Here is a 21,773-nt window from a genome sequence, read left to right as displayed (position 1 = left end):
AGGAGCACTGACCATGGCAACACACATACGACGGTGGAGAGTCGGCGCGGCCGGCACCGCGGTCCTCGCCCTCGCCCTGACCGCCTGCGGCGGCGCGAAGGTTGGTGACAGCTCGTCAGACACGGGCAGCCCGGGCACGTGCGGCACCTTCAACCTGGCCGTCAACCCCTGGGTGGGCTACGAGGCCAACGCGGCGGTCATCGCCCACGTCGCGGAGCACGACCTCGGCTGCAAGGTCACCAAGAAGGACCTGAAGGAAGAGATCGCCTGGCAGGGCTTCGGGACCGGCGAGGTCGACGCCGTCGTGGAGAACTGGGGTCATGAGGACCTGAAGAAGAAGTACATCACCGGCCAGAAGACCGCCGTCGACGCCGGCCCCACCGGCAACGAGGGGCTCATCGGCTGGTACGTCCCGCCGTGGCTGGCCGAGGCGCACCCCGACATCCTCGACTGGAAGAACCTCGACAAGTACGCGGCCGAGTTCAAGACCTCCGAGTCCGGCGGCAAGGGCCAACTCCTCGACGGTGACCCGTCGTTCGTCACCAACGACGAGGCGCTGGTCAAGAACCTCCAGCTGGACTACAAGGTGGTGTACGCGGGCAGCGAGACCGCGCTCATCCAGGCCTTCCGCAAGGCGCAGAAGGACAAGGAGTGGGTGATCGGCTACTTCTACGAGCCGCAGTGGTTCATGTCCGAGGTGCCACTGAAGAAGGTCAAACTGCCGGAATACAAGGCGGGTTGCGACGCGGACGCCGAGAGGATCGCCTGTGACTACCCGGTCTACAAGCTGGACAAGGTCGTCAGCGCGAAGTTCGCCAAGTCGGGCAGCCCGGCCTGCGACCTGGTCAAGAACTTCACCTGGAGCAACGACGACCAGAACACCGTGGCGAAGTACATCGCGGTGGACAAGATGACGCCCGAGGCGGCGGCCGAGAAGTGGGTCGAGGCCAACCGCGCCAAAGTCGACGCCTGGCTCAAGTAGCCCTGGCGGAACGGCTTTTCCGACTGCCCGGCGGGTGGTGCGCGAGCGTGCGCACCACCCGCCGGGCAGCGCCTTTCCCGGGCCGTTCCCGGCCGCCACGGCCCCCTTGACACCCCTCCCGGGGGCGGGCACATTGAGTTGCGCAGCCCGAAGCATGTTGCGCAGAAAGCAACTCGACTGGCTTTGATCGCGGAGGTGCGGCGATGGCGGGACCCCGAGTGGTGATCATCGGAGCGGGTGTCGTGGGAGCGGCGCTCGCGGACGAGATCTCCGCACGCGGCTGGACCGAGGTGACCGTGGTCGACCAGGGCCCGCTGCCCGCCACCGGGGGCTCCTCGTCACACGCCCCGGGCCTGGTCTTCCAGACCAACTCCTCCAAGACGATGACCGAACTCGCCCGCTACACCGTCGAGAAGTTCTGCTCCCTCGACGTCGACGGCGAGCCCTGCTTCCTCCAGGTCGGCGGCCTGGAAGTGGCCACCACCCCCGAGCGGCTCGCCGAACTCCACCGCCGCCACGGCTGGATCACCGCCTGGGGCGTCGAGTCACGGCTGCTGACCGCCGACGAGTGCGTCAAGCGGCACCCACTGGTCAACCGCGACCGGATCCTCGGCGGCCTGCTCGTACCGACTGACGGAATCGCCAAGGCCGTCCTCGCCGTGGAGGCGCAGATCCGCCGCGCCACCGCACGCGGCGTGCGCTTCCTGCCCCGCCACGAGGTCCTCGACGTCCAGAAGGCCGACGGCACGGTGACCGGCGTCCTGACCGACCAGGGCGAGATCCCCGCCGACATCGTGGTGTGCTGCGCCGGCATCTGGGGCCCGAAGATCGCCCGCATGGCCGGCATGCACCTCCCGCTCACCCCGCTCGCCCACCAACTCGCCTGGACCGGCCCGATCCCCGCGCTCGCCGGCCAGCGGGAGGAGGCGATCCGCCCGATCCTGCGCCACCAGGACGCCGACCTCTACTACCGCGACCGCTTCGACACCCTCGGCATCGGCTCGTACGGCCACCGCCCGATGCCCGTCCCGGCCGACGAGATCCGCGCCTTCGACGAGAACGACGAGATGCCGTCGGTCCTGAAGTTCACCGAGGACGACTTCGCGCCCGCCTGGACCGAGACCCGGTCCCTGCTCCCCGCGACCCAGGACGCCAAGATCGAGGAGGGCATCAACGGCCTGTTCTCCTTCACCACCGACAACTTCCCGCTGCTCGGCCCGTCCCCGGACCTGAAGGGCTTCTGGGTCGCCGAGGCCGTCTGGGTCACCCACTCCGCGGGCGTCGGCCGGGCCATGGCCGAGTGGCTGGTCGACGGCCACTGCTCCTCCTTCGACCTGCACGAGTGCGACGTCAACCGCTTCGAACCCCACCAGCTGTCCCCGGAATACGTCCTGGCCCGCGACTGCCGGAACTTCGTCGAGGTCTACGACATCCTCCACCCCCTCCAGCCCTCCGGCGACCCGCGCCCGATCCGCACCAGCCCCTTCCACACCCGCCAGCAGGAACACGGCGCGTTCTTCCTGGAGGCCAACGGCTGGGAACGCCCCCACTGGTACGAGGCCAACGCCCCCCTCGTCGAGGGCCGCACCATCCCCACCCCGAACGACTGGGCGGCCCGGTTCTGGTCGCCCGTCGTCGGCGCCGAGGCCCAGGCCACCCGCGAGACCGTCGCGCTGTACGACATGACGGCCCTCAAACGCCTCGAGGTCACCGGCCCCGGCGCCGCCGGCTTCCTGGAGGGGCTGGTCACCGGCAAGGTCGCCAAGTCCGTCGGCTCGGTCACCTACACCCTGCTGCTCCACCACGACGGCGGCATCCGCAGCGACATCACCGTCGCCCGCCTCGCCCCTGACCGCTTCCAGATCGGCGCCAACGGCAACCTCGACCTCGACTGGCTCACCCGCCACCTCCCCGCCGACGGCACCGTCCAGGTCCGCGACATCACCCCCGGCACCTGCTGCATCGGCCTGTGGGGCCCCCTCGCCCGCGAGGTCCTCCAGCCGCTGACGGACGAGGACTTCTCCGCCGACGGCCTGAAGTACTTCCGCGCCCAGCACGCCTACATCGGCACCGTCCCCGTCACCGCGATGCGCCTGTCCTACGTCGGCGAACTCGGCTGGGAGCTCTACACCACCGCCGACCAGGGCTTGAAACTCTGGGACACCCTCTGGCGGGCCGCCCGGCCACTCGGCGGCGTCATCGCGGGCCGCGGCGCCTTCAACAGCCTCCGCCTGGAGAAGGGTTACCGCTCCTTCGGCACCGACATGACCTACGAGCACGACCCCTACGAGGCCGGCCTCGGCTTCGCCGTCAGGCTCGACAAGGGCGACTTCATCGGCAAGGCCGCGCTGGAGCGCCGCAAGGCCGACGTCCGCCGCAGGCTGACCTGCCTCACGATCGACGACCCGAGGTCGGTGGTCCTGGGCAAGGAACCCGTCTACGACGGCGCCCGCGCGGTCGGCCACGTCACCAGCGCCGCCTACGGTCACACCATCGGCAAGGGCATCGCGTACGCCTGGCTGCCGACCGAACTCACCGCCCCCGGAACGGCGTTGACCATCGGCTACTTCGACCGACGCGTCGAGGCCGTCGTCGCCGAGGAGCCGTTGTTCGACCCCACGATGTCCCGACTCCGCAGCTGACGGGGCAGCGGCCGTGACCGGGCGTACCGCCGACGGCAAGGCAGCCGCACCCGGGGGATGCCCCTGAGCGCCCGGGGGGATCCGCCCCTCCGCTCCTCCACGGAGGCTGGACGCCGCCGCGGAATACATCCGAGGCGGGTGGGGAAGGGGTGGTGCGTGTGAGCGACTGGGAGCTGGCCGAGACATTCCGCAGCACGTCCGGTGAGGTGCGCTGGCACACCCTCGGCCCGCCCGGCCGGGACCCGGTGGTGCTGCTGCACGGCACACCCTTCTCGTCGTACGTCTGGCGCTCGGTCGCCCGGGCGCTCTCCCGTGACCACCAGGTGTTCGTGTGGGACATGCCCGGCTACGGGGCATCGGAGAAGCACGTCGGCCAGGACGTGTCCCTGGCCGCGCAGGGAAGGGTCTTCGTCGACCTCCTGGCGCACTGGGGCCTCGACGAACCCCTGGTGGTGGCCCATGACGTCGGGGGCGCGGTCAGTCTGCGCGCCCATCTCCTGCACGGAGCCCGCTACCGGGCGCTCGCGCTGGTCGACCCGGTCGCCCTGGCCCCCTGGGGCTCACCGTTCTTCCGTCTCGTCGGCGACCACCCGGCGGTCTTCGAGCGCCTGCCGCCCGCCCTGCACCGGGCCCTGGTGCGCGAGTACGTCAGCTCGGCCAGCGAGCCGGGTCTGCACCCAGTCGTCCTCGACCGTCTGGTCGAGCCCTGGCTCGGCGACCAGGGCCGGCCGGGCTTCTACCGCCAGATCGCCCAGGCCACCGAGCGCCACACCGACGAGATCCAGGACCGCTACGCCGACCTCACCCTGCCCACCCTGATCTGCTGGGGCGAGGACGACACCTGGATCCCCGTGGAGCGGGGCCGCGAACTCGCCGCCCGCATCCCGGGCGCACGGCTGGAACTGTTCGCCGGCGCGGGCCACCTGGTCCAGGAGGACGCTCCGGCCGAACTCACGGCGACTCTGGCGGACTTCCTCCGCCGGGCACACTGAAGGGCGCGCAGACCGATGACCGACTACTTCGCCGACGACCCGCGCACCCACCTGGAACGCATGCTCGCGGGTGACCTCTACATCGCCGACGACCCCGAGATCGCCCGCAGACAGCGGCACGCGATGCGGCTGGCCGCCCGCTACCAGGCCGCCTTCGTGGACGACCCCGACACGGCCCGGACCCTGCTGGCCCAACTCCTCGGCTCCGTGGGGGAGGAGGTCGAGGTGCGGCCGCCGCTGTACGTGGACTACGGCACCAACATCACCATCGGGGCCCGCACGTTCGTCAACTACCACCTCACCGCGCTGGACGTGGCCCCCATCACGATCGGCGAGGACTGCCAGATCGGCCCGAACGTCCAGCTCCTGACCCCGACGCACCCGGTCGAACCCCAGCCCCGGCGCGACAAGTTGGAGGCCGCTCGGCCCATCACCATCGGCGACAACGTCTGGCTCGGTGGCGGCGCCATCGTCTGCCCCGGGGTGTCCATCGGCGACAACAGCGTCATCGGCGCCGGCGCCGTGGTCACCAAGGACGTCCCCGCGAACGTCGTCGCCGTCGGCAACCCCGCCCGGCAGGTCCGCACCCTCTGAAGCCGGGCGCGCCGAGGCGTCCTCAGGGCAGCTCCGGGCCGCCGTACTCGCTCATCGCGTCGATGAGCCGGCGGGCGAGATGGTCGGCGAAGGAGGAGCGGGGCAGCAGGCGGTACGTCGGTTGCTCGTCGACCTGCCACAGCAGTACGGCGACGGGGCCCACCGTGGTCTGCATCGCCTGGCCGGGACCGAAGACCCGGGGGTGCAGATCCAGCGGGCAGCCCTTCTCCAGGACCTGCCGGGCGGAGGGGCCGCTGAGCTCCAGGGTCGTCCGGTGGGCGGAGACGTCCACGACGGAGCCGGGGGCACCCGCGAGAGCCTCCCGCAACCCGGCGAGGACGCCTTCGTCGTGGGACACCACGAGCCACTCGTCCGGGCCCAGCCAGCAGACCGTGTGAGGGCCGGACGCCGCCGTCTGCCCGCACCGGCCGGGCAACGGCGCCCCCAGAGCCAGACCGATGCGGTCGGCCGCTTCGGAGGCGGGGGCGACCCGCACGTTCACCATGGTGAGGAACGGCCGCTCGGTGAGCGCGACACCGCGGGGCCCGGTCACCGCGGCGGCCCGCATCCGCTCCTCCAGGTGCGCCAGCGGGCTCACCCGTGCGTCGATCGTCAGCTGGGGCTCAGCCATCGCGCTTGGTCCCTTCGGGGTCGTAGAGGACGCAGTCGGCCACCTCGACGGGCACCAGGTCCTCGCCCACCGGGGCGAGCAGGGTCTGGCCGAGCCGCGCCCGCCCGTCGGCGACCAGGGCGAGCGCGAAGGGGCGGCCGAGGGCCGGGCTGTGGTAGCTGGAGGTGACGTGGCCGAGCATCGGCACCGGCACTGTCGCCAGGTCGACGTCCGGGGCGAGGAGTTGGGTGCCCTCGGGCAACCGGGTCGCGCGGTCGGCCGGGAGCAGGCCGACGAGTTGCCTGCGGTCGCTGCGGGAGGTGTCGGCGCGGGCGTGGGACCGCTTGCCGATGAAGTCCTTCTGCTTCGACACCACCCAGCCCATGCCCGCGTCCTGCGGGGTGACCGTCCCGTCGGTGTCCTGGCCGACGATGATGTAGCCCTTCTCGGCCCGCAGGACGTGCATGGTCTCGGTGCCGTACGGGGTGATGCCGTACGGCCGGCCGATCGCGTCGACCTCCTCCCAGACCGCGAGGCCGTACCAGGAGCAGACGTTGACCTCGTAGGCGAGTTCGCCGGAGAAGGAGATCCGGCAGATGCGCGCCGGGATGCCGGCGGCGAGGGTGGTCTCGCGGAACGCCATGAACGGGAAGGCCTCGTTGGACAGGTCGAGCTCGGGGGCGAGCTGAGCGACCACCTCCCGGGACCGCGGTCCGACGACGGCGACGGTCGCCCACTGCTCGGTCACCGAGGTGCAGTGCACGTCGAGTTCGGGCCACTCGGTCTGGAGCCACTCCTCCAGCCAGTCGAGCACCGCGGCGGCGTTGCCGGTCGTGGTGGTCATGAAGTAGCGGTCGTCGTCGAGCCGGAGGGTGACACCGTCGTCGAAGATCATGCCGTCGGGTTTGCACATGACGCCGTAACGGGCCGTGCCGGGCTTCAGCTTCTTGAAGGCGTTGGTGTAGACGCGGTTGAGGAACTCGCCCGCGTCCGCGCCCCATATCTCGATCTTGCCGAGGGTGGAGGCGTCCATGAACGCCACCGCCTCGCGGGCCGCGCGGCACTCGCGGTCCACGGCCGCGTCCATGTCCTCGCCGGGCCGGGGGTAGTACCGGGGGCGCTTCCACTGCCCGACGTTCTCGAACACCGCGCCCTGTGTCACGTGCCAGCGGTGGATCGACGTCGTGCGCTCCGGGTCGAACAGCTCGCCGCGCTCCCGGCCGGCGAGGGCGGCGAAGGCGATCGGCGTGTACGGCGCCCGGTACGCCGTGGTGCCGATCTCGCCCGGGGTGCCGCCCAGGAGCTCCGCGATCACCCCGATGGCGTTGACGCCGGACGTCTTGCCCTGGTCGTTCGCCGTGCCGAGCGAGGTGTAGCGCTTGACGTGCTCGACCCCGCGCATGCCGGTGCCGGCGGAGCGCCGGACGTCGGCGACGGTGACATCGCGCTGGAGGTCGACGAAGTGGGTGTCCCAGCCGTCGTCGGGGCCGGGCACCAGCCACAGGGCCCGTGTGGGACCTGGTGCGGGCTGTGGGACGTCGGCCGGTACGGCGACCGGGAACCCGGCCCGCGTCGCGGCCACCGCGCCCGCCCGCGCCCCCTCCGCCCGACAGGAGTGCAGGTCGTACGTGCCCCGCGCCGCCCCCACGACCTGCTGGTCCCGTACGGCCCCGTCGGGCACGAAGGCGACCAGCTCGGCGTCCCACCGCAGCCTGCCCTGGCGCTGGCTGTGCAGGTGCACGACCGGGCTCCAGCCGCCCGAGACAGCGAGGAGGTCGCAGTCGAACCGGCCGGGGTCGCCGACGAGCCGGTCCTCGGCGTCGAGGCCCCGCACGGTGACTCCGGTGATCCGACGGTCGCCCGAGGTGTCCACCACCGCACTGCCGGTCAGGACCCGCACGCCGGTCGTGGCGGCGATCTCGGCGGCCCGGGGGGACAGTTCGGCGCGCGCGTCCACGACGGCGGCCACCGTGACGCCCGCCCGGTGCAGGGCGGCGACCGTGTCGTAGGCGCTGTCGTTGGTCGTGCTCACCACGGCCCGCGAACCCGGCACCACGGCATACCGGTCGAGGTAGATGCGGACGGCCCCGGCGAGCATCACGCCGGGCCGGTCGTTGCCTGCGAAGACCAGGGGGCGCTCGTGCGCGCCGGTCGCGAGGATCACCTGGCGGGCCCGGATGTGCCACAGCCGCTGCCGGGAGACGCCCTCGGGGGCGTCGGCGCCGAGGTGGTCGGTGCGGCGCTGGAGGGCGAGCACGTAGTTGTCGTCGTAGGACCCGAAGGCCGTGGTGCGGTGCAGGACGACGGTCTCGGGGGCGGCGTCGAGGGCCGCGTGCTCGGCGGTCCGATCCCCCTCGGCGGGCTCGGGCTGCTCGTCGACGAGGATCACGCGGGCGCCCGAGCCGGCGGCGACCGCGGCGGCCGCCAGCCCGGCCGGTCCGGCGCCGACGACCAGGACGTCGGTGTGGGCGTACTTCTTGTCGTAGAGGGCGGAGTCGGGGGTCGGGTCCAGGGGGCCCATGCCGGAGAGCGTGATGGCGGACAGGCCGTCGTAGAGCTCCACGGTCGTGGCGGGGAGCATGCTCTCCGCGCACGAACCCTCGGTCCGGACCAGGGCGTTGGGCTCCTCGACACCCGCGGCGACGACACCGCGCGGGCGGCCGCGGTAGAGCGAGGGGGCGACCTCGACGAGGCCGTTCGCCAGCATCGCCGAGGCGAGGGTGTCGCCGGGGTGGCCGGTCAACTCCCGTCCGTCGAGGGTGAATCGCAGCAGGCGGGTCCGGTCCACGCGGCCGCCCTGCCGGAGCCGGAAGCGCTGGTCGGTCATCGGGTCCCTCCGGACCGGGGGAGTTCGGGGCGGGGCTCGTCGGGCCGGTAGGAGGTCAGCACCTCGTGGGTGGCGGTGTCGCGCAGGACGTTGAACCAGCGGCGGCAACCCACGCCGTGCATCCACCGTTCGGCGAAAGGGCCCTTGGGGTTGTCGCGGTAGAAGACGTACGCGGCCCACTGCTCGTCGGTGAGGTCGGCGGGGGACTCGGGGTAGGGGACGTGGGCCTGTCCGCCGTAGTGGTACTCGGTCTCGTTCCGGGGCCCGCACCAGGGGCAGTCGATCAGCAGCACGGTGTCCTCCTCAGTGGGCCACGGCCGCGGCGCCGTGTTCGTCGATCAGCGCGCCGGTGGTGAACCGGTCCAGCGCGAAGGGGGCGTTGAGCGGGTGCGGTTCACCGGTGGCGAGGGTGTGCGCGAAGGTCCAGCCGGCCGACGGAGTGGCCTTGAAACCGCCCGTCCCCCAGCCGCAGTTGACGAAGAGGTTCCCGACGGGCGTGGCGCCGATGATCGGCGAGGCGTCCGGGGTGACGTCGACGATGCCGCCCCAGGTGCGCAGTACGTGCGCGCGGGCGAAGACGGGGAACAGCTCGACCGCGGCGGCCATCTGACGCTCGATCACGTGGAAGGAGCCGCGCTGCCCGTAGCCGTTGTAGGAGTCCACGCCCGCCCCCATCACCAACTCGCCCTTGTGGGCCTGGGAGACGTACACATGGACGTGGTTGGACATGACCACCGTCGGGTGCACCGGTTCGTGCAGCTCGGAGACGAGCGCCTGGAGCGGATGGGACTGCACCGGCAGCCGTACGCCCGCCCGCTCGGCCAGCACGCTGCTGTGTCCGGCGGCGGCGAGGCCGACCAGCCCGGCGAGGATGCGGCCGCGGTCGGTCTCGACGCCCACGACCCGGTCGCCGTCCTTGAGGAAGCCGGTGACCTCGCAGCCCTGGATCAGGTCCACGCCCAGCTCGTCCGCGCGGCGGGCCAGCGCCCAGGCGACGTGGTCGTGCTTGGCGATGCCGGCGCGCGGCTGGAAGGTGCCGCCCAGGACCGGATACCGGGTGCGGGGCGAGACGTTGAGGATGGGGCAGACCTTGGCGACCTCGTCCGGCTCCAGCCACTCGGCGTCGACCCCGTTGAGCCGGTTGGCGTTGACGCGGCGCACGCCCTCGCGGACGTCCTGAAGAGTGTGCGCGAGGTTGAGGACACCGCGCTGGCTGAACAGGAAGTCGTAGTCCAGCTCCTCGGGGAGCCGTTCCCACAGCTTGAGCGCGTGCTCGTAGATCGCCGCGCTCTCGTCCCAGAGGTAGTTGGAGCGGATGATCGTGGTGTTGCGGGCCATGTTGCCGCCGGCCAGCCAGCCCTTCTCCAGAACGGCGACCTTGGTGATGCCGTGGTTCTTGGCGAGGTAGTAGGCGGTGGCCAGGCCGTGCCCGCCGCCGCCCACGATGACGACGTCGTAGGACCGCTTCGGCTCGGGGTTGCGCCACAGGAAGTCCGGGTGCTCCGGCAGGGGTTCGGCGCTCATGCTGGGGCTCCGTCCAGGGGGAGGGGAGAGGCGGCCGGGGTGGACGACGGGTCGGTTGCCATCGGTGCACCGTCCTGGGTGTCAACTAATCCGCAACTGATATATCAGGCTGTCCGGTAAGGTATGGGAGTTCGCCAGGACCGGTCAAGGGGACATCGCATGCAGCATTCGGCGGCCGAGCCCGGGGGCGGGGAGCCGTCCCTCGCTGAGCGGGCCTACCGGGCCATCCGCGACCAGCTCGTCATGCTGGAGATCCGGCCGGGCGCGCCGATCAACGAGGAACACCTCGGGCAGTCCCTCGGCGTCGGCCGGACCCCCGTGCGCGAGGCGCTCAAGCGGCTCCAGTACGAGCGGCTCATCACGACCTACCCGCGACGCGGCACCTTCGCCACCGAGGTCAACATCACCGACCTGGCCCACATCTCCGAGGTGCGCCAGGAACTGGAGCCCCTCGCCGCCGCCCGGGCCGCACGCCGCGCCACGGCCACCGACCGCGCGACCCTCACCGAGCTGCGGCGCGAGCTGGAGAGCGCGGACCCCGGCCGGCGGGACGCGACCGAGCTGATGCGCCTGGACCTACGCATCCACCGTGCCCTGTACGCCGCCACGCACAACCCGTACCTCCAGGACACCCTCGTCCGCTACGACAACCTGGCCACCCGCATCTGGTGCCTGTTCGTCGACCGGCTTCCCGACATGGCCGGCCATGTGCACGAGCACCAGCCGCTGGTGAGCGCCGTCGTCGACGGCGACGCGGAGAAGGCGGCGGCGCTTGCCGCGAGCCATGTGCGGGGCTTCGAGACGGCGATCCGCGGGCTCATCTGACCGGCGCGCCCTCGGGCGATCAGGGGGCGGATGGACGTGGCGCTCGGCCCCTGGGGAGGGGCCCGTGCGTCGGCTGCGGGCGGCCCGCGACGCGGACCTGATCAGCGCGCGCGGAGGTAGGCGTCCAGCTCCGCGGCCCCGGTCAGCATCGCGCGACCCCGGGTGGCGAGCCGGTCGCGCCAGTCGCGCAGGACGACCTCCAGCGGTTCCGTCCCGCCGGCCGCCCGCACCTGGGCGATCAGCGGGGCGATCTGCTCCAACAGGTAGCCGCCGCGCCGGAGTTGGTGGGCCATACGGGCATCGCGCACGTCAGCCTCGTCGTAGACGCGGTATCCGGTGCGCGGGTCGCGGCGCGGGCGCACCAGCCCGGCGCGCTCCCAGGCGCGCAGGGTCGCGGGGCGCAGGCCGAGCCGCCGCGCCAGCGGTCCGATGAACAGGTCGGCGGGCGCGGGGTCGGGACCGGGATCGGGCTCCAGGTCCCGGAGGGCGCGCTCCACGGCGTCGAGGGTCCGCCGGTCGTCGAGGAGTTGGGCGTGACTCTCGTCGACGAGGCGCAACGCCCCCTCGGCGTCACCGCCGTTCACCGCCCGCATGATCGAGGTCGCAGTCCGGTGGCCGTGGGCGGGCACCAGGGCGAGGAACGTGCGCAGGGCCCGCGCGTGCAGCGGGGTGTAGGTGCGGTAGCCGTGCGGGGTGCGGTCGGCGGTCGGGAGGATGCCCGCCTCTTCGTAGTTCCTGACCGCCTGCGTGGACAGGCCGTGCCCGCGAGCCAGGTCGACCGGCCTGAGCCCTCGCGTGGTTTGAAGGTTTCGTCCCATCGCACCGCTGATTTCGTACAGAAGTTTCAACCGGGACTTCAACGATAGCGTTGAAGGCATGGCAACCGACCTCACATCCGCCGTCCGTCCCGTCGAAGCGGCCGCAGTCATGGGGCTGTTCCCGAGCCGGCCGCGGGTGCTCGCGCTGGGGGAGCCCACCCATGGCGAGGACCTGCTGCTCGACGTGCGCAACGACCTCTTCCGGCAGCTCGTCGAGCAGGAGGGCTACCGGACCGTCGCCATCGAGAGCGACTGCCTCATGGCCCTGACCGTCGACGACCACGTCACCTCGGGCACCGGCACCCTCGACGAGGTCATGGAGCGAGGGTTCAGCCACGGCTTCGGCGCCTCCGCCGCCAACCGCGCTCTCGTGCGCTGGATGCGTGCCCACAACGAGGACCGCCCCGCGTCCGAGCACGTCCGCTTCGCCGGTCTCGACGGCCCACTGGAGATCACCGGCGCCGCGAGCCCCCGCCAGGCCCTCACCGCACTCCACGACCACCTCTCGGCCCGGCTGGACCCGGACCTGCTCCCGTGCACCGCGGACACCCTCGACCGGCTCATCGGCACCGACGAGCGCTGGACCGAGCCCGCCGCGATGACCGACCCGACCCGCTCAATCGGACGGTCGCCCGAAGCCGCCCAACTACGTCTGCTCGCCGACGACTTGGTGGCACTGCTCGACGCCCGGACCCCGCACCTGATGGCCACGGGCACACCGGACGAGTGGTACCGGGCGCGCCTGTACGGACGTACCGCCGTCGGCCTGCTGCGCTACCACCACTGGATGGCCGACCCCACACCGCGGCGCATGGCGCGTCTGCTGAGCCAGCGGGCCCAGTTGATGGCCGAGAACCTCCTCGCCCTCGCCGACCGCGGCCCAGTCCTCGTCCACGCGCACAACGCCCACCTCCAGCGTCACCTGAGCACGATGCGCATGTGGGACCAGCCCCTGGTGGAGTGGTGGAGCGCCGGCGCGATCGTGAGCTCCCGCCTGGGCGAGGAGTACGCCTTCCTGGCCACGGCCCTCGGCACCCTCCGGCGCCAGGGCGTCGACACCCCGCCCCCGGACACCGTCGAGGGCCTGCTGTACGCCCTCCCGGAGCACCCCTGCGTCATCGACGCGCCCCGCCTGGCCACCACCCTCGCCCCGACACCGCCCGCCGCCCGGGTGTCCCCGTACTTCGGCTACGCCCCGCTCGACCCGGCGCACCTGGCCGACCAGAACGGGATCGTGTTCGTCGGGGACGTCCCGCAGACCTGACCGCGCCCTGACCGGTGTCGCTCTGCACGCGGCGTACACCCTCTGTGCGGTGTCACTCCGTACGCGCGCGCAGGCGGCGCAGCATGCGGGGATCCGTGAAGCCCACCGAGCGGGCCGCCGCGTCGAGTGTGGCGCCGTGGCTGATGAGGTGCTGGGCGCGTTCGAGGCGGAGGGCCTGCTGGTAGCGCAGCGGGGTGAGTCCGGTGGCGCGGGTGAAGAGGCGGGTGAGGGTGCGTTCGCTGACGCCGACGGCCGTGGCCAGGGCGGGCAGGGGCAGCGGCTGGTCGAAGCGGGTGTCGATGAGGTCCTGGGCGCGGTGCACGGTGTCGTCGAGGTGGGCGCGGTGCCGGAACATCGCGCTGGACTGCGGCTCGTGACCATTGCGGCGGGCGTAGACGACCATCTCCCGGGCGACCTGGGCGGCGACGGCGGGGCCGTGCCGGTCGGCGACCAGGTGCAGGGCCAGGTCGATGCCGCTGGCGATGCCGGCCGAGGTGATCACCCGGTCGTCGGAGGTGAACAGCACGTCGCGGACGACGAGCGCGCCGCGATGGCGCCGGGCCAGTTCGTCCTGCACGTCGTGGTGGGTGGTGCAGCGCCGCCCCTGAAGGAGTCCGGCCTGCCCGAGCGCCTCGGCCCCGGCGCAGACGCTGGCCACCGTCCCGCCCCGGGCATGGTGGTCCCGCAGCATCCCGAGGGCCGCGGCGCCGATGACGGGCGAATCGGCCAGCGTGACCGCACGCCAACCGGGCACCACGACCAGGTCCTCGGGCCCGAGCCGGGGCCACTCCAGCCCCGCCACCAACGGCACCCCCTGAGCGGTGGGGACCTGCGGCTGCTCGGCGACGTAGGACAGCGTGTAGGGGTGCCCGAAGCCGGCGGCCGTGGAGAAGACCTGCGCGGGGCCGGCCAGGTCCAGCAGATGGACTCCGGGCACCAGGAAGAAGACGACGTGGCTCACGATCCGGTCATCATGCCGTACGGTCGGCCGCGGCTTCCAGCTCGTCGACCGTGGCGATGGTGGCGAAGCGCCCGGCGAGGACGTACTCGGTCCGCCGGACGACCTCCTGGGCGGGCAGGGTCCGGGGGTCGGCGAGGAGTTCGGCGACGCTCTGGTCCTCGGGGGCGTCGCGGTGCGGGATCGGGTTCGTCGCGGTCGCGTCCACGACGAAGGTGACCTGGAACCCGAGGTCGCTGCCCACGCGCGCGGTGGTCTCCACGCACTGCTCGGTGCGGATACCGCAGACCGTGAGCTCCCGGACACCCCGCTCGGTCAGGAGCTGGTGCAGATTGGTCGTGGTGAACGCGTTGTGCGAGGTCTTGTGGAGCAACGGCTCGCCGTCGGCGCGCTCCAGCTCCTCCAGCAGCCGCACCTGGCCGAGCGCCGGGTCGAAGACGCCGCCGCTGCCCGGCTCGGAGTGCAGCACCCACACCACCAGGTCCCCGGCGCGGCGCGCGAGCCGGACCAGACGGTTCACCTTGTCGGCGATCTTCGGATCGGAGATGGCCTCCCACAGCGGCCGGGCGCGGAAGGACTCCTGGACATCGATGACGATCAGTGCTCGGGTCATGTCCCCAGCCTGGCCCGCCCGGGCCCGCCGACGACAGGCCGCATCGGGTCCGGAGGCGGACCGATCCGGTCACGGCCGCTCCTTCCGGGGACGGGGCGCGACACGGACCCCCGCGCCCTCGGCGTCCTGGAGGTCCCGGGTGAGGTCCGCGATCCTGCGCCGCTTCGCCGCGATGGCGCGGGCGAGCAGACGGACGTGCGTGGCGGACTCGGGCACGGCGGCCTCCAGCTCCGCCAGGCGCCGTCGCTCGACGGTGAGGCGGGTCCTGGGACGCGAGGCGGGATCGGGCGGCGGAGGCGCGACGGGGCCGTTGAACACCACGTTGTGGCGCGGCTGTTCGGCGCGGACGGCTCGACGCTCGGCCGCCTCCGGGTCGTCGGGGTAGTCGATCCGGACGGCGATGACGCGCGAGCCCCAGGGCTGTTCGCGCAGATGGGTGCGGATACGGGTGAGAGGACAGATCGTGATCCCGACGTACAGCAGGCCCTCGGGCCCGTAGAGCCGGTACAGCGCGGTCCGCCCGGCGGTGTGCAGGCTCCCTTCCTCGTCGAACAGGCTGCGCAGGAACTGTGCGTCCACGTCGGCCATGACCGGCCCTCCTACGACAGAGCGATATACCGATGTGTCGATGTACGACCGCTGCCCTGCCCCCACGGTGGCACGGGGGTCTGACAACGGGACGTCGACGGGTCTGGCGCGTGGCAACGGGCCGGGCGCGGATAATCGCTGCCCGCCGGTGAGCGCGGTGGGTGCAATGACCGGCATGATCAGCCAGGTGCGCCTGTCGCGGCGGGGCGGGATGTACGCGTACGAGCGGACGGACGCGGCGTACGCGGGCGTGCGGCGGGGCGGGAGGACGTACATGTACGTGCGACGGGGCGGGACGACGTACGCCTACGGTCGGCGGGGCGGGGCGACCGCGTACGGTCGGCTCTCGTCCGGCGGCGAGCCGGGCAGCCTGCGACCCAAGCGCCACTCGGGAGACGCCGTATGAAGACGCCCTCATCGCCCCCGGAGCGCGGCGGACCGACGGGGCATCCGTCCAGGTCGGCGTGCTCGCCCCGCTGACGCGGCCCGGTTGGGCCGAGGCCGGCCGGCATCTGCTCGGCGGCCTCGAACTGGCCGTCGGTGAGGTGAACGACGCCGGGGGCATCCTCGGACGCCCGCTGGAACTGGTGGTCCGGGACACCGCGGCGGATCCGCTGAAGGCCGCGGCGGCCGTGGACGAACTGGCGGACCTGGGCGTCGTCGCCCTGGCGGGGGAGTACCACAGCGTCGTGGCGCGTGCCGTCGCCGCAAGGGCCCACGCCCTCGGTCTGCCGTATCTGTGCTCGTCGGCGGTGCTCGACGCGCTCACCGACCGGTCGACGCCCTGGGTCGCGCGCCTCTCCCCGCCGCAGTCCCGCGGCTGGCAGGCGTACGCGGACTTCCTGCTCGGCGCGGGCCACCGGCACATCGCCGTGGCGGTCCAGCCGAGTGTCTACTGGGCGTCCGGCACCCGCGTTCTGCGCGATCACCTCGGCCAACGCGGCGGCACGGTCAGCGAGTTCGACATGAACGCGCTCACTCCGGCGGCCCTGTGCGAGGAACTGGCCGACAGCGGCGCGACCGCCCTGCTGCTGTTGGTGGGCCACCCGGACCCGGCCGTACCGGTCGTCCGGGCCGTCCGCCGGGACCAGCGCCTGACCGACGTGCTCATCGGCGCCCCGGCCGGGCAACCGGAGTTCGCCGAATGGGCGACGCTGCTCGGGGAGGACGGCGCCGGGGTCCCGTTCCTGCGCTACCTTCCCGAGCGCCTCACCGCGCTCGGCGCACGAGCCGAGAACGGATTGCGTGAACTGCTGGGCGGGACACCCTCGTTCGTCGCCTTCGAGGGGTACGACACGGTCCTCGTCCTCGCCGAGGTGCTGCGCTCTCACGGTACGGACCGGGGGCGCGTCGCCGAGTCCTGGCCGCGGGTGTCGGTCGAGGGTACGCGGGGGACGATCCGCTTCTCCCGCGTACCGGGCATCGGCGTGTGGCAGTGGGCCGAGGCGCCGATCCAGGTCGTCGAGCGGGATGTGGCGGAGCCCGGCCGTTTCCGGGTCCGGCACACCGGGTGAGCCGGGTAGCCCGAACGGGGCCGAGCGCGGGCCCCGTCAAGGTGAGACGGGACCGGTCCCTCAGATCTTCGTGTCCTGCTTCCAGTCCCGGGCGAGGAGCCCGAGCAGCACCTCGTCCATGAACTGGCCCATCACCCAGGCCGAGGAGCGCAGCACACCCTCGCGAACGAAACCGTTGCGCTCGGCGGAGCGCAGCATCGCGGCGTTGTCCGACAGGGTCTCGATCTGGAGCCGTTGCAGACCGCGCACGACGAATCCGTAGTGGCACAGCACCGCCACCACGTCCGTGCCGTATCCCTTGCCACGGGCGGACGGCAGCAGGCCCAGCCCGATGTGCGCGAGGCGGTTGTGGGTGTCGATGCCCCACAGCGTCGCCGTGCCGATCAGGGTGCCGCCCTCCAACTCCACCACGGAGAACGGGACATGGCCCTGCTCCTTGTCGTCCACGACGAGCCGCGGATCCTTCGACCCCGGAGAGACGGGCCGCCACGGACCGCTCTCCGCCGCGGGAGGAGTTGACCACGTCGTCGTAGAGCTCGGCCCGCAGGATCGGGACGTCTTCCTCGTGGCGGGCCCTGAGCCCGACCTTGCTGCCTCGAAGCATGCGGGATTCCTATCGGCCGCAGCGCACGACGGCAAACGAATATGCGACCGCTCGGAGCCGTATCCCGTGGCTCCTGGCCGGGAGCCGAGTGCAGGAAACTCGCCGGCGCACCGAGTCGCGGCCGTGTCGAACGCGCCGCTTCCCGATCGACGGGAGAGTGAAGACAGCGCGTCCCGAGCACCGAGGAGTTCCCATCGTGACCGTCACCGCGGATCTGGCCATGTCCCTCGACGGCTTCGTCGCCGGCACCGACGTCAGCCTCGACAACCCGGGCGGCGACGGCGCCGAGCCGCTCTTCGAGTGGATCCACAACCTGGCGAGCTGGCGCGAGCGCCAGGGGCTGAGCGGCGGAGAGGAGAACCGTGACTCGGAGCTGATGCGGGAGTGGTTCGACGTCACCGGAGCGGTGGTCATGGGGCGGATGATGTACGACACCGGGGAGGAGTTCTGGGGCGACAACCCGCCGTTCCGCACTCCGGTCTTCGTCCTCACCCACCGACCCCGCCGGACCCTGGTCAAGCAGGGAGGCACCGTCTTCACGTTCGTCACCGACGGCATCCACAGCGCCCTCGACCAGGCGAAGGCCGCCGCCGGTGAGCGCAACGTCGACATCGCGGGCGGCGCGAGCACGGTACGGCAGTACCTCGCGGCGGGCCTCATCGACGAACTCCAACTGCACGTCGTACCGGCGCTGTTGGGGGAGGGCGTGCGACTTCTCGGCGGGCTGGACACGGGGCGGCGGACCCTGGAAGTGGTGCGAGTGGTCGACACCCCGCTGGCCACCCACCTCAAGTACCGCTTCACCAGGTGAAGTTCGCACGAGATCGAGGAGACCCCGCGTGACGCTCCAGCGGATGGACAACGTACTCATCGTGGGGCCCCGGCCCGCTCATGGTGGCCGGGACGGGGCGCGTCCTGGACCGGGCCGGTTTGACCACAGCCCGCGTCCAGGACGCGCTCGGTGAGGTGCTTACAGGTGGGTGACCCGGCGCGGCGTCAGCTGTAGCGGCGCCTGGTGCGACGCAGGAGGACGAACCCGCAGATCAGCAGGACCGCTCCGGCCGCGGCCGGCCACAGCTGGGTGCCGGTCTCGGCGAGGGAGTCGCTGCCGCCCTGCGGTTCGGTCTCGGCACCGGCGGGAGGCTGTGCCACGACACCCGTCGAAGGGGACTGCGACGCGTTCGACGGGTTGTCGTCCTGGGGGTAGGACGTGGCGTCGGGGGACTGCGTCGCGGGCCGCTGGGTGGCCGAGGGCGAGCTGTACGTCTTGGGCTCGTCCTTGTCGGGTGCGGGGGCGGGTGCCGGTGCGGTGGAATCGTCGGCGGTCGGTGTCGCCTGCGGTTCGTCGTCGGACCCGCCGTCGCCCTCCGCGCCGTTGCCGGGCGGGGGAGTGGAGCCGTTGTCGGTACCGGGTTCCTGACCGGAACCGTTGTCGGAACCAGGCTCCTGACCGGAACCGTTGCCCGAGCCGTTGTCGGCCCCGTCGTCTGAACCGTCGTCGTTGTTGCCGTTGCCGTTGCCGTTGCCGTTGCCGTCGTCGCCGGAGCCGGGCTCCTCGTCGGCGGCCGCGCCGCACGTGCGGCCGTCGTTGATGCAGCCGACCATCTCGTTCATCAGGTTCTCGTCGAAGACGTTGATGAAGTCGCCGTGGTCGGTGACGGGCTTGTGCAGCTGCTCCGGGAAGGCGTCCACGGCGAAGAGCGGAGCGGTGCGGCCGCCGTCCTGGAGGCTCGGCGCGTCGACGTCGTAGACGATGCGCTGGACCAGTTGCGGGATGGCCTGGAAGCCGGCCGGGCAGGAGCCGTCGGCCTGGGCGAACGCCACGTGCGTACGGTGGTTGGCGCTGTCGATGTTGCGCCCGTCCCAGCAGCTCTGGAACCTGAACGTACGGACCACGTCACTGCCCTGCGGACACACCGGGTACTTGTCCTTCAACTGGCGGTCCTCGAACCCGGTGCAGCTCCAGGACGCGTTGGCGTTGGCGGTGCCGTTGACGAACGCCTTGGCGTCGCCGGTGATGATGCGCAGCAGCCGCGGCATGGCCGTGACTTTGCTCGTCGGGTTGCCGACGAAGGTCAGGGTGACCTCCTTGGGCGTGACGATCTCACCGGCGTTGCCCTCGGTGCCGCCGCCGGGGGCGCCCGCGTCCTGTTCCTGGGTGCCGTTCTGCAGACGCAGGACGGGCCAGTAGTAGGAGGACCTGTCGCCCTGGTCCACGCAGCTGGTGGCAGCGGCGGCCAGTTCGTTGTCGTCGGCGAAGGCGTTGTTGGCCTGGTTGCCGATGTAGTCGTGGAAGTGGTGGGCGCCGTTGGACACACCCGGGGCCACGATCACGTTGTCCGAGTTGAACAGGCCGTTGGCGTTGACTCCGCAGCTCGTGACGAAGGTGCCGCGGGAGGCGCCGGCTGCGGCGTTCGGCGGTTGCGCGGCGGGCGGGGCGGAGGTGATGTCGGCATAGTCGGCGGCGACGGGGCCGTTGCCGGACTGCCCGCCGTTGCCCTGTTGTTGCTCGCCCTGACCGTTCTGCTCCTGGCCGTCCTGGCCGTCCTGACCCTCTTGGCCGCCCTGGCCGTCCCCGCCCTCCTGGCCGTTCTGGGCGCCGTCCTCCCCGTCGACCGAGTCGTCGGACTGACGCAGGGTGCAGGTCGCCAACTCGTCGATGCCCTCGGGACGCTCGCCCCCCGCGCGGTCGAGGGCGGCGGTTATGCGCTCGATCGTCGCCGCCCGGTTCTCCGCCAGCGGCTTCATGATCTGGCTCTCGGCGGCCTCACGGTCCTGCACCGGCCCCTGCAACTGCTGGTAGGCCTGGGCAGTCTGCTGGTCCAGACCGGCGAGCTCCTTGTCGACCTCCGCCCTGGCGCCGTCGGGCACGCTGGTCAGCGCGTCACCCACGTCCGGGCAGCCGATCGTGCCCGCGCCCCAGCCGTCAGCGGACTGGCTGGACCCGGATCCGCTCTCGGTCGCGGAGGCGTACACATTCGCGGCGACCAGGCCACCACCTCCCAGCATGAGAGCTACGGCGGCAAAGGTGGCCCGCCGCGCACCTGTTGGGCGTCTGCGCTTGTTGCGTCCCACGGAAGTACTCCTGCGCGTGTCGTCCGTCCCGGCATGGAAATCCCCCGCCCCATACGGATCCCGGACCACGACTGTTCAACCGGCTCGGAAATTCACAGCACCCTGATAGGTAACACGGGCACCGTCGGGTGCCACGGACCCTTCCGACCTGCCCAGCAACAGGGCGTCGATCACCGATCCGCACTCCGCCTTTGACTCCGCCTTCGGCGTCCCCTCTTCCGCGCCCCGCCGTCCGCACCCCGCCTCGCCCCAGGGCCCCGCCCCCCGCCTCCCGCCGAGTCCCACCCCCGTCACACTTCCCACGCGATCAGCTCGTCCAGGGGCACACCCTCCGCCCAGCGAAGTAACCGCGCGTTGTCCAGCAGATAGGTCCTGCCGTCTCGTTGGGCCCACCGAACGTCCCTGGGCCGGAACACGCCCCGGTGCACGACCAGGTGGAGAAGCGACTCCGGGTCCTCCCCATGGGTGTCCGGGTGGGGCAGGTTCTCGTCGGGCAACGGCTCGGCCACCGGCCGGAAGGCCACGTCGAGCCGGCGGCCGTCCGGGTGCCGGGCACACAGACGCGGCCGGTCGGGTGCGGGCAGCAGCCGTACCTTCCACCGGTCGCGGCGCAGCATCCGCGCCACCGCCAGGGCCAGACCCTGGGTGTCCAGCTCGGACAGTTCCTGCGGGGTGTAGCGGCCGCGACGGCGCCGCGCGTCCGGGCGACGCCGTCTGATCACGAGCACCAGGACGAGCGTCAGCAGGAGGAGACCGGTGACCGGGACGACCGCCCCGGCCGCCCGCGAACCCACGACAAGGGCGGCCACGACCGCGCACACCACCACCGCCAGACCCACGAACGCGGGCAGGACGTCCCGGAACCGGGGCCCGTAAAGCCCTTGGGCACGCAGTCGGCGTACCGTGTCCCGTTTCGCGTGACGCTGTTCCTCAGCCGGATCGGACGTCCATAACGGGCGTGCCACCGTGTCAGCCCCCTGCGTCTGCTGCCGCCGATGCAGGGAGGGATACCCAACAAAGCGAACGGATGCTCGATCGGCGGACCCGGAACCGCCCCGAGCGCCGGGCGCACGGAGGCACGGGGCGGCGCGAAGAGCCGAGGGCGACCGCTCAGTGCGCCCGGCCGCTGATCGGTGTGACATGGATCATGAAGAGCGGACCGGGATCTTGGAATGTTCGGTTCCGTTCCGCTGCTGGACTTCTTACGGGCTCACCATGCCCAGGGGGCGCCGGGCAACGATGCCAGGCGTGACGGGCCAGAGAAGCCGCGCCACCGCGGCCGGCCACCACCCCGCGCCCACGCGCCCCTCGACTGCTTCTCGCACGCTGCCTCTGAAAGGTTC

General features: G+C 72.0%; 18 protein-coding genes and 2 pseudogenes. 9 read left to right on the top strand and 11 right to left on the bottom strand.

Annotation, left to right across the window (positions count from 1 at the left end; all coding sequences use genetic code 11):
• The first annotated feature begins 13 nt into the window (after positions 1-13).
• The 4 genes from ACH41F_RS16420 (at position 14) to ACH41F_RS16405 (ending at position 5,210) form a co-directional block, all read left to right on the top strand.
• On the top strand, positions 14-982 hold the full coding sequence (locus ACH41F_RS16420) for an ABC transporter substrate-binding protein (protein ID WP_398836138.1): 969 nt from the start codon (positions 14-16) through the stop codon (positions 980-982).
• Between the two features lie 203 nt (positions 983-1,185).
• Positions 1,186-3,624 carry an FAD-dependent oxidoreductase gene (locus tag ACH41F_RS16415; protein ID WP_398836136.1) on the top strand — a complete coding sequence of 813 codons (2,439 nt, stop codon included), beginning with the start codon at positions 1,186-1,188 and terminating at the stop codon, positions 3,622-3,624.
• A 158-nt stretch (positions 3,625-3,782) separates the two neighbouring features.
• Complete coding sequence (locus tag ACH41F_RS16410) at positions 3,783-4,616, top strand: alpha/beta fold hydrolase (protein ID WP_398836133.1); 834 nt, start codon at positions 3,783-3,785, stop codon at positions 4,614-4,616.
• Positions 4,617-4,631: 15 nt separating this feature from the next.
• Positions 4,632-5,210 (top strand): maltose acetyltransferase domain-containing protein, encoded by a 579-nt coding sequence (locus tag ACH41F_RS16405; RefSeq protein WP_391230782.1) that lies wholly within the window; start codon positions 4,632-4,634, stop codon positions 5,208-5,210.
• 22 nt (positions 5,211-5,232) lie between these two features.
• Here the strand turns inward: ACH41F_RS16405 and ACH41F_RS16400 are convergent, their stop codons facing one another.
• The 4 genes from ACH41F_RS16400 to ACH41F_RS16385 are packed head-to-tail and all read right to left on the bottom strand — an operon-like array spanning position 5,233 to position 10,171.
• Positions 5,233-5,841 carry a sarcosine oxidase subunit gamma family protein gene (locus ACH41F_RS16400; RefSeq protein WP_391230784.1) on the bottom strand — a complete coding sequence of 203 codons (609 nt, stop codon included), beginning with the start codon at positions 5,839-5,841 and terminating at the stop codon, positions 5,233-5,235.
• Complete coding sequence (locus ACH41F_RS16395; protein ID WP_398836129.1) at positions 5,834-8,647, bottom strand: 2Fe-2S iron-sulfur cluster-binding protein; 2,814 nt, start codon at positions 8,645-8,647, stop codon at positions 5,834-5,836. The genes ACH41F_RS16400 and ACH41F_RS16395 overlap by 8 nt, the downstream gene beginning before the upstream one ends.
• On the bottom strand, positions 8,644-8,940 hold the full coding sequence (locus tag ACH41F_RS16390; RefSeq protein ID WP_391230786.1) for a sarcosine oxidase subunit delta family protein: 297 nt from the start codon (positions 8,938-8,940) through the stop codon (positions 8,644-8,646). The genes ACH41F_RS16395 and ACH41F_RS16390 overlap by 4 nt, the downstream gene beginning before the upstream one ends.
• Before the next feature lie 10 nt (positions 8,941-8,950).
• Positions 8,951-10,171 carry a sarcosine oxidase subunit beta family protein gene (locus tag ACH41F_RS16385; protein WP_391230787.1) on the bottom strand — a complete coding sequence of 407 codons (1,221 nt, stop codon included), beginning with the start codon at positions 10,169-10,171 and terminating at the stop codon, positions 8,951-8,953.
• Between the two features lie 159 nt (positions 10,172-10,330).
• Between ACH41F_RS16385 and ACH41F_RS16380 the strand changes: the two genes are divergently transcribed.
• Entirely contained in the window at positions 10,331-10,996 is a 666-nt protein-coding gene (locus tag ACH41F_RS16380; RefSeq protein WP_391230788.1) for an FCD domain-containing protein, read from the top strand.
• 101 nt (positions 10,997-11,097) lie between these two features.
• Here the strand turns inward: ACH41F_RS16380 and ACH41F_RS16375 are convergent, their stop codons facing one another.
• Positions 11,098-11,814, bottom strand: coding sequence for a TioE family transcriptional regulator (locus tag ACH41F_RS16375; RefSeq protein WP_398836126.1), 717 nt, complete (start codon positions 11,812-11,814; stop codon positions 11,098-11,100).
• Between the two features lie 58 nt (positions 11,815-11,872).
• On the opposite strand from ACH41F_RS16375, the gene ACH41F_RS16370 reads away from it, so the two are divergent.
• On the top strand, positions 11,873-13,078 hold the full coding sequence (locus ACH41F_RS16370; protein WP_391230790.1) for an erythromycin esterase family protein: 1,206 nt from the start codon (positions 11,873-11,875) through the stop codon (positions 13,076-13,078).
• A gap of 52 nt (positions 13,079-13,130) precedes the next feature.
• Here the strand turns inward: ACH41F_RS16370 and ACH41F_RS16365 are convergent, their stop codons facing one another.
• The 3 genes from ACH41F_RS16365 to ACH41F_RS16355 form a co-directional block, all read right to left on the bottom strand.
• Positions 13,131-14,039: a DJ-1/PfpI family protein gene (locus ACH41F_RS16365; protein WP_391230791.1), complete on the bottom strand. Its 909-nt coding sequence runs from the start codon at positions 14,037-14,039 to the stop codon at positions 13,131-13,133.
• A 10-nt stretch (positions 14,040-14,049) separates the two neighbouring features.
• Positions 14,050-14,649 (bottom strand): isochorismatase family protein, encoded by a 600-nt coding sequence (locus ACH41F_RS16360; protein ID WP_391230792.1) that lies wholly within the window; start codon positions 14,647-14,649, stop codon positions 14,050-14,052.
• Positions 14,650-14,718: 69 nt separating this feature from the next.
• Positions 14,719-15,237: a GIY-YIG nuclease family protein gene (locus ACH41F_RS16355; protein ID WP_398836122.1), complete on the bottom strand. Its 519-nt coding sequence runs from the start codon at positions 15,235-15,237 to the stop codon at positions 14,719-14,721.
• Positions 15,238-15,403: 166 nt separating this feature from the next.
• Here ACH41F_RS16355 and ACH41F_RS16350 point away from each other — a divergent pair, with 166 nt between their 5' ends.
• The gene (locus tag ACH41F_RS16350; RefSeq protein WP_398836119.1) at positions 15,404-15,643 is read left to right on the top strand and encodes a hypothetical protein; all 240 of its coding nucleotides are present in this window, start codon (positions 15,404-15,406) and stop codon (positions 15,641-15,643) included.
• Positions 15,640-16,751: pseudogene (locus ACH41F_RS16345) on the top strand (ABC transporter substrate-binding protein). Before ACH41F_RS16350 ends, ACH41F_RS16345 begins: the two are co-directional and overlap by 4 nt.
• A 60-nt stretch (positions 16,752-16,811) precedes the next feature.
• On the opposite strand, the pseudogene ACH41F_RS16340 reads toward ACH41F_RS16345, so the two are convergent.
• A pseudogene (locus ACH41F_RS16340) lies at positions 16,812-17,355 on the bottom strand (GNAT family N-acetyltransferase).
• 196 nt (positions 17,356-17,551) lie between these two features.
• Here ACH41F_RS16340 and ACH41F_RS16335 point away from each other — a divergent pair.
• Positions 17,552-18,166: a dihydrofolate reductase family protein gene (locus tag ACH41F_RS16335; RefSeq protein ID WP_398836116.1), complete on the top strand. Its 615-nt coding sequence runs from the start codon at positions 17,552-17,554 to the stop codon at positions 18,164-18,166.
• 185 nt (positions 18,167-18,351) lie between these two features.
• Here the strand turns inward: ACH41F_RS16335 and ACH41F_RS16330 are convergent, their stop codons facing one another.
• Both ACH41F_RS16330 and ACH41F_RS16325 read right to left on the bottom strand, forming a co-directional pair.
• On the bottom strand, positions 18,352-20,364 hold the full coding sequence (locus ACH41F_RS16330; RefSeq protein WP_398836398.1) for a DUF1996 domain-containing protein: 2,013 nt from the start codon (positions 20,362-20,364) through the stop codon (positions 18,352-18,354).
• A gap of 356 nt (positions 20,365-20,720) precedes the next feature.
• A complete protein-coding gene (locus tag ACH41F_RS16325) occupies positions 20,721-21,395 on the bottom strand; it encodes a hypothetical protein (RefSeq protein WP_391230798.1) in 675 nt (224 codons plus the stop codon).
• Positions 21,396-21,773: the final 378 nt, after the last annotated feature.

This window comes from Streptomyces sp. NPDC020489 (assembly GCF_044386545.1).
Taxonomy (GTDB): Bacteria; Actinomycetota; Actinomycetes; order Streptomycetales; family Streptomycetaceae; genus Streptomyces.
The sequence above is the reverse complement of the archived record's forward strand: the minus strand, read 5'-3'. Positions and strand labels throughout refer to the sequence as shown.

Coding starts and splice junctions, on each gene's coding strand:
- ACH41F_RS16420 (WP_398836138.1), top strand. CDS start 14: ATGGCAACACACATACGACGGTGGAGAGTCGGCGCGGCCGGCACCGCG.
- ACH41F_RS16415 (WP_398836136.1), top strand. CDS start 1,186: ATGGCGGGACCCCGAGTGGTGATCATCGGAGCGGGTGTCGTGGGAGCG.
- ACH41F_RS16405 (WP_391230782.1), top strand. CDS start 4,632: ATGACCGACTACTTCGCCGACGACCCGCGCACCCACCTGGAACGCATG.
- ACH41F_RS16400 (WP_391230784.1), bottom strand. CDS start 5,841: ATGGCTGAGCCCCAGCTGACGATCGACGCACGGGTGAGCCCGCTGGCG.
- ACH41F_RS16395 (WP_398836129.1), bottom strand. CDS start 8,647: ATGACCGACCAGCGCTTCCGGCTCCGGCAGGGCGGCCGCGTGGACCGG.
- ACH41F_RS16385 (WP_391230787.1), bottom strand. CDS start 10,171: ATGAGCGCCGAACCCCTGCCGGAGCACCCGGACTTCCTGTGGCGCAAC.
- ACH41F_RS16380 (WP_391230788.1), top strand. CDS start 10,331: ATGCAGCATTCGGCGGCCGAGCCCGGGGGCGGGGAGCCGTCCCTCGCT.
- ACH41F_RS16375 (WP_398836126.1), bottom strand. CDS start 11,814: ATGGGACGAAACCTTCAAACCACGCGAGGGCTCAGGCCGGTCGACCTG.
- ACH41F_RS16370 (WP_391230790.1), top strand. CDS start 11,873: ATGGCAACCGACCTCACATCCGCCGTCCGTCCCGTCGAAGCGGCCGCA.
- ACH41F_RS16360 (WP_391230792.1), bottom strand. CDS start 14,649: ATGACCCGAGCACTGATCGTCATCGATGTCCAGGAGTCCTTCCGCGCC.
- ACH41F_RS16355 (WP_398836122.1), bottom strand. CDS start 15,237: ATGGCCGACGTGGACGCACAGTTCCTGCGCAGCCTGTTCGACGAGGAA.
- ACH41F_RS16350 (WP_398836119.1), top strand. CDS start 15,404: ATGACCGGCATGATCAGCCAGGTGCGCCTGTCGCGGCGGGGCGGGATG.
- ACH41F_RS16330 (WP_398836398.1), bottom strand. CDS start 20,364: ATGCTGGGAGGTGGTGGCCTGGTCGCCGCGAATGTGTACGCCTCCGCG.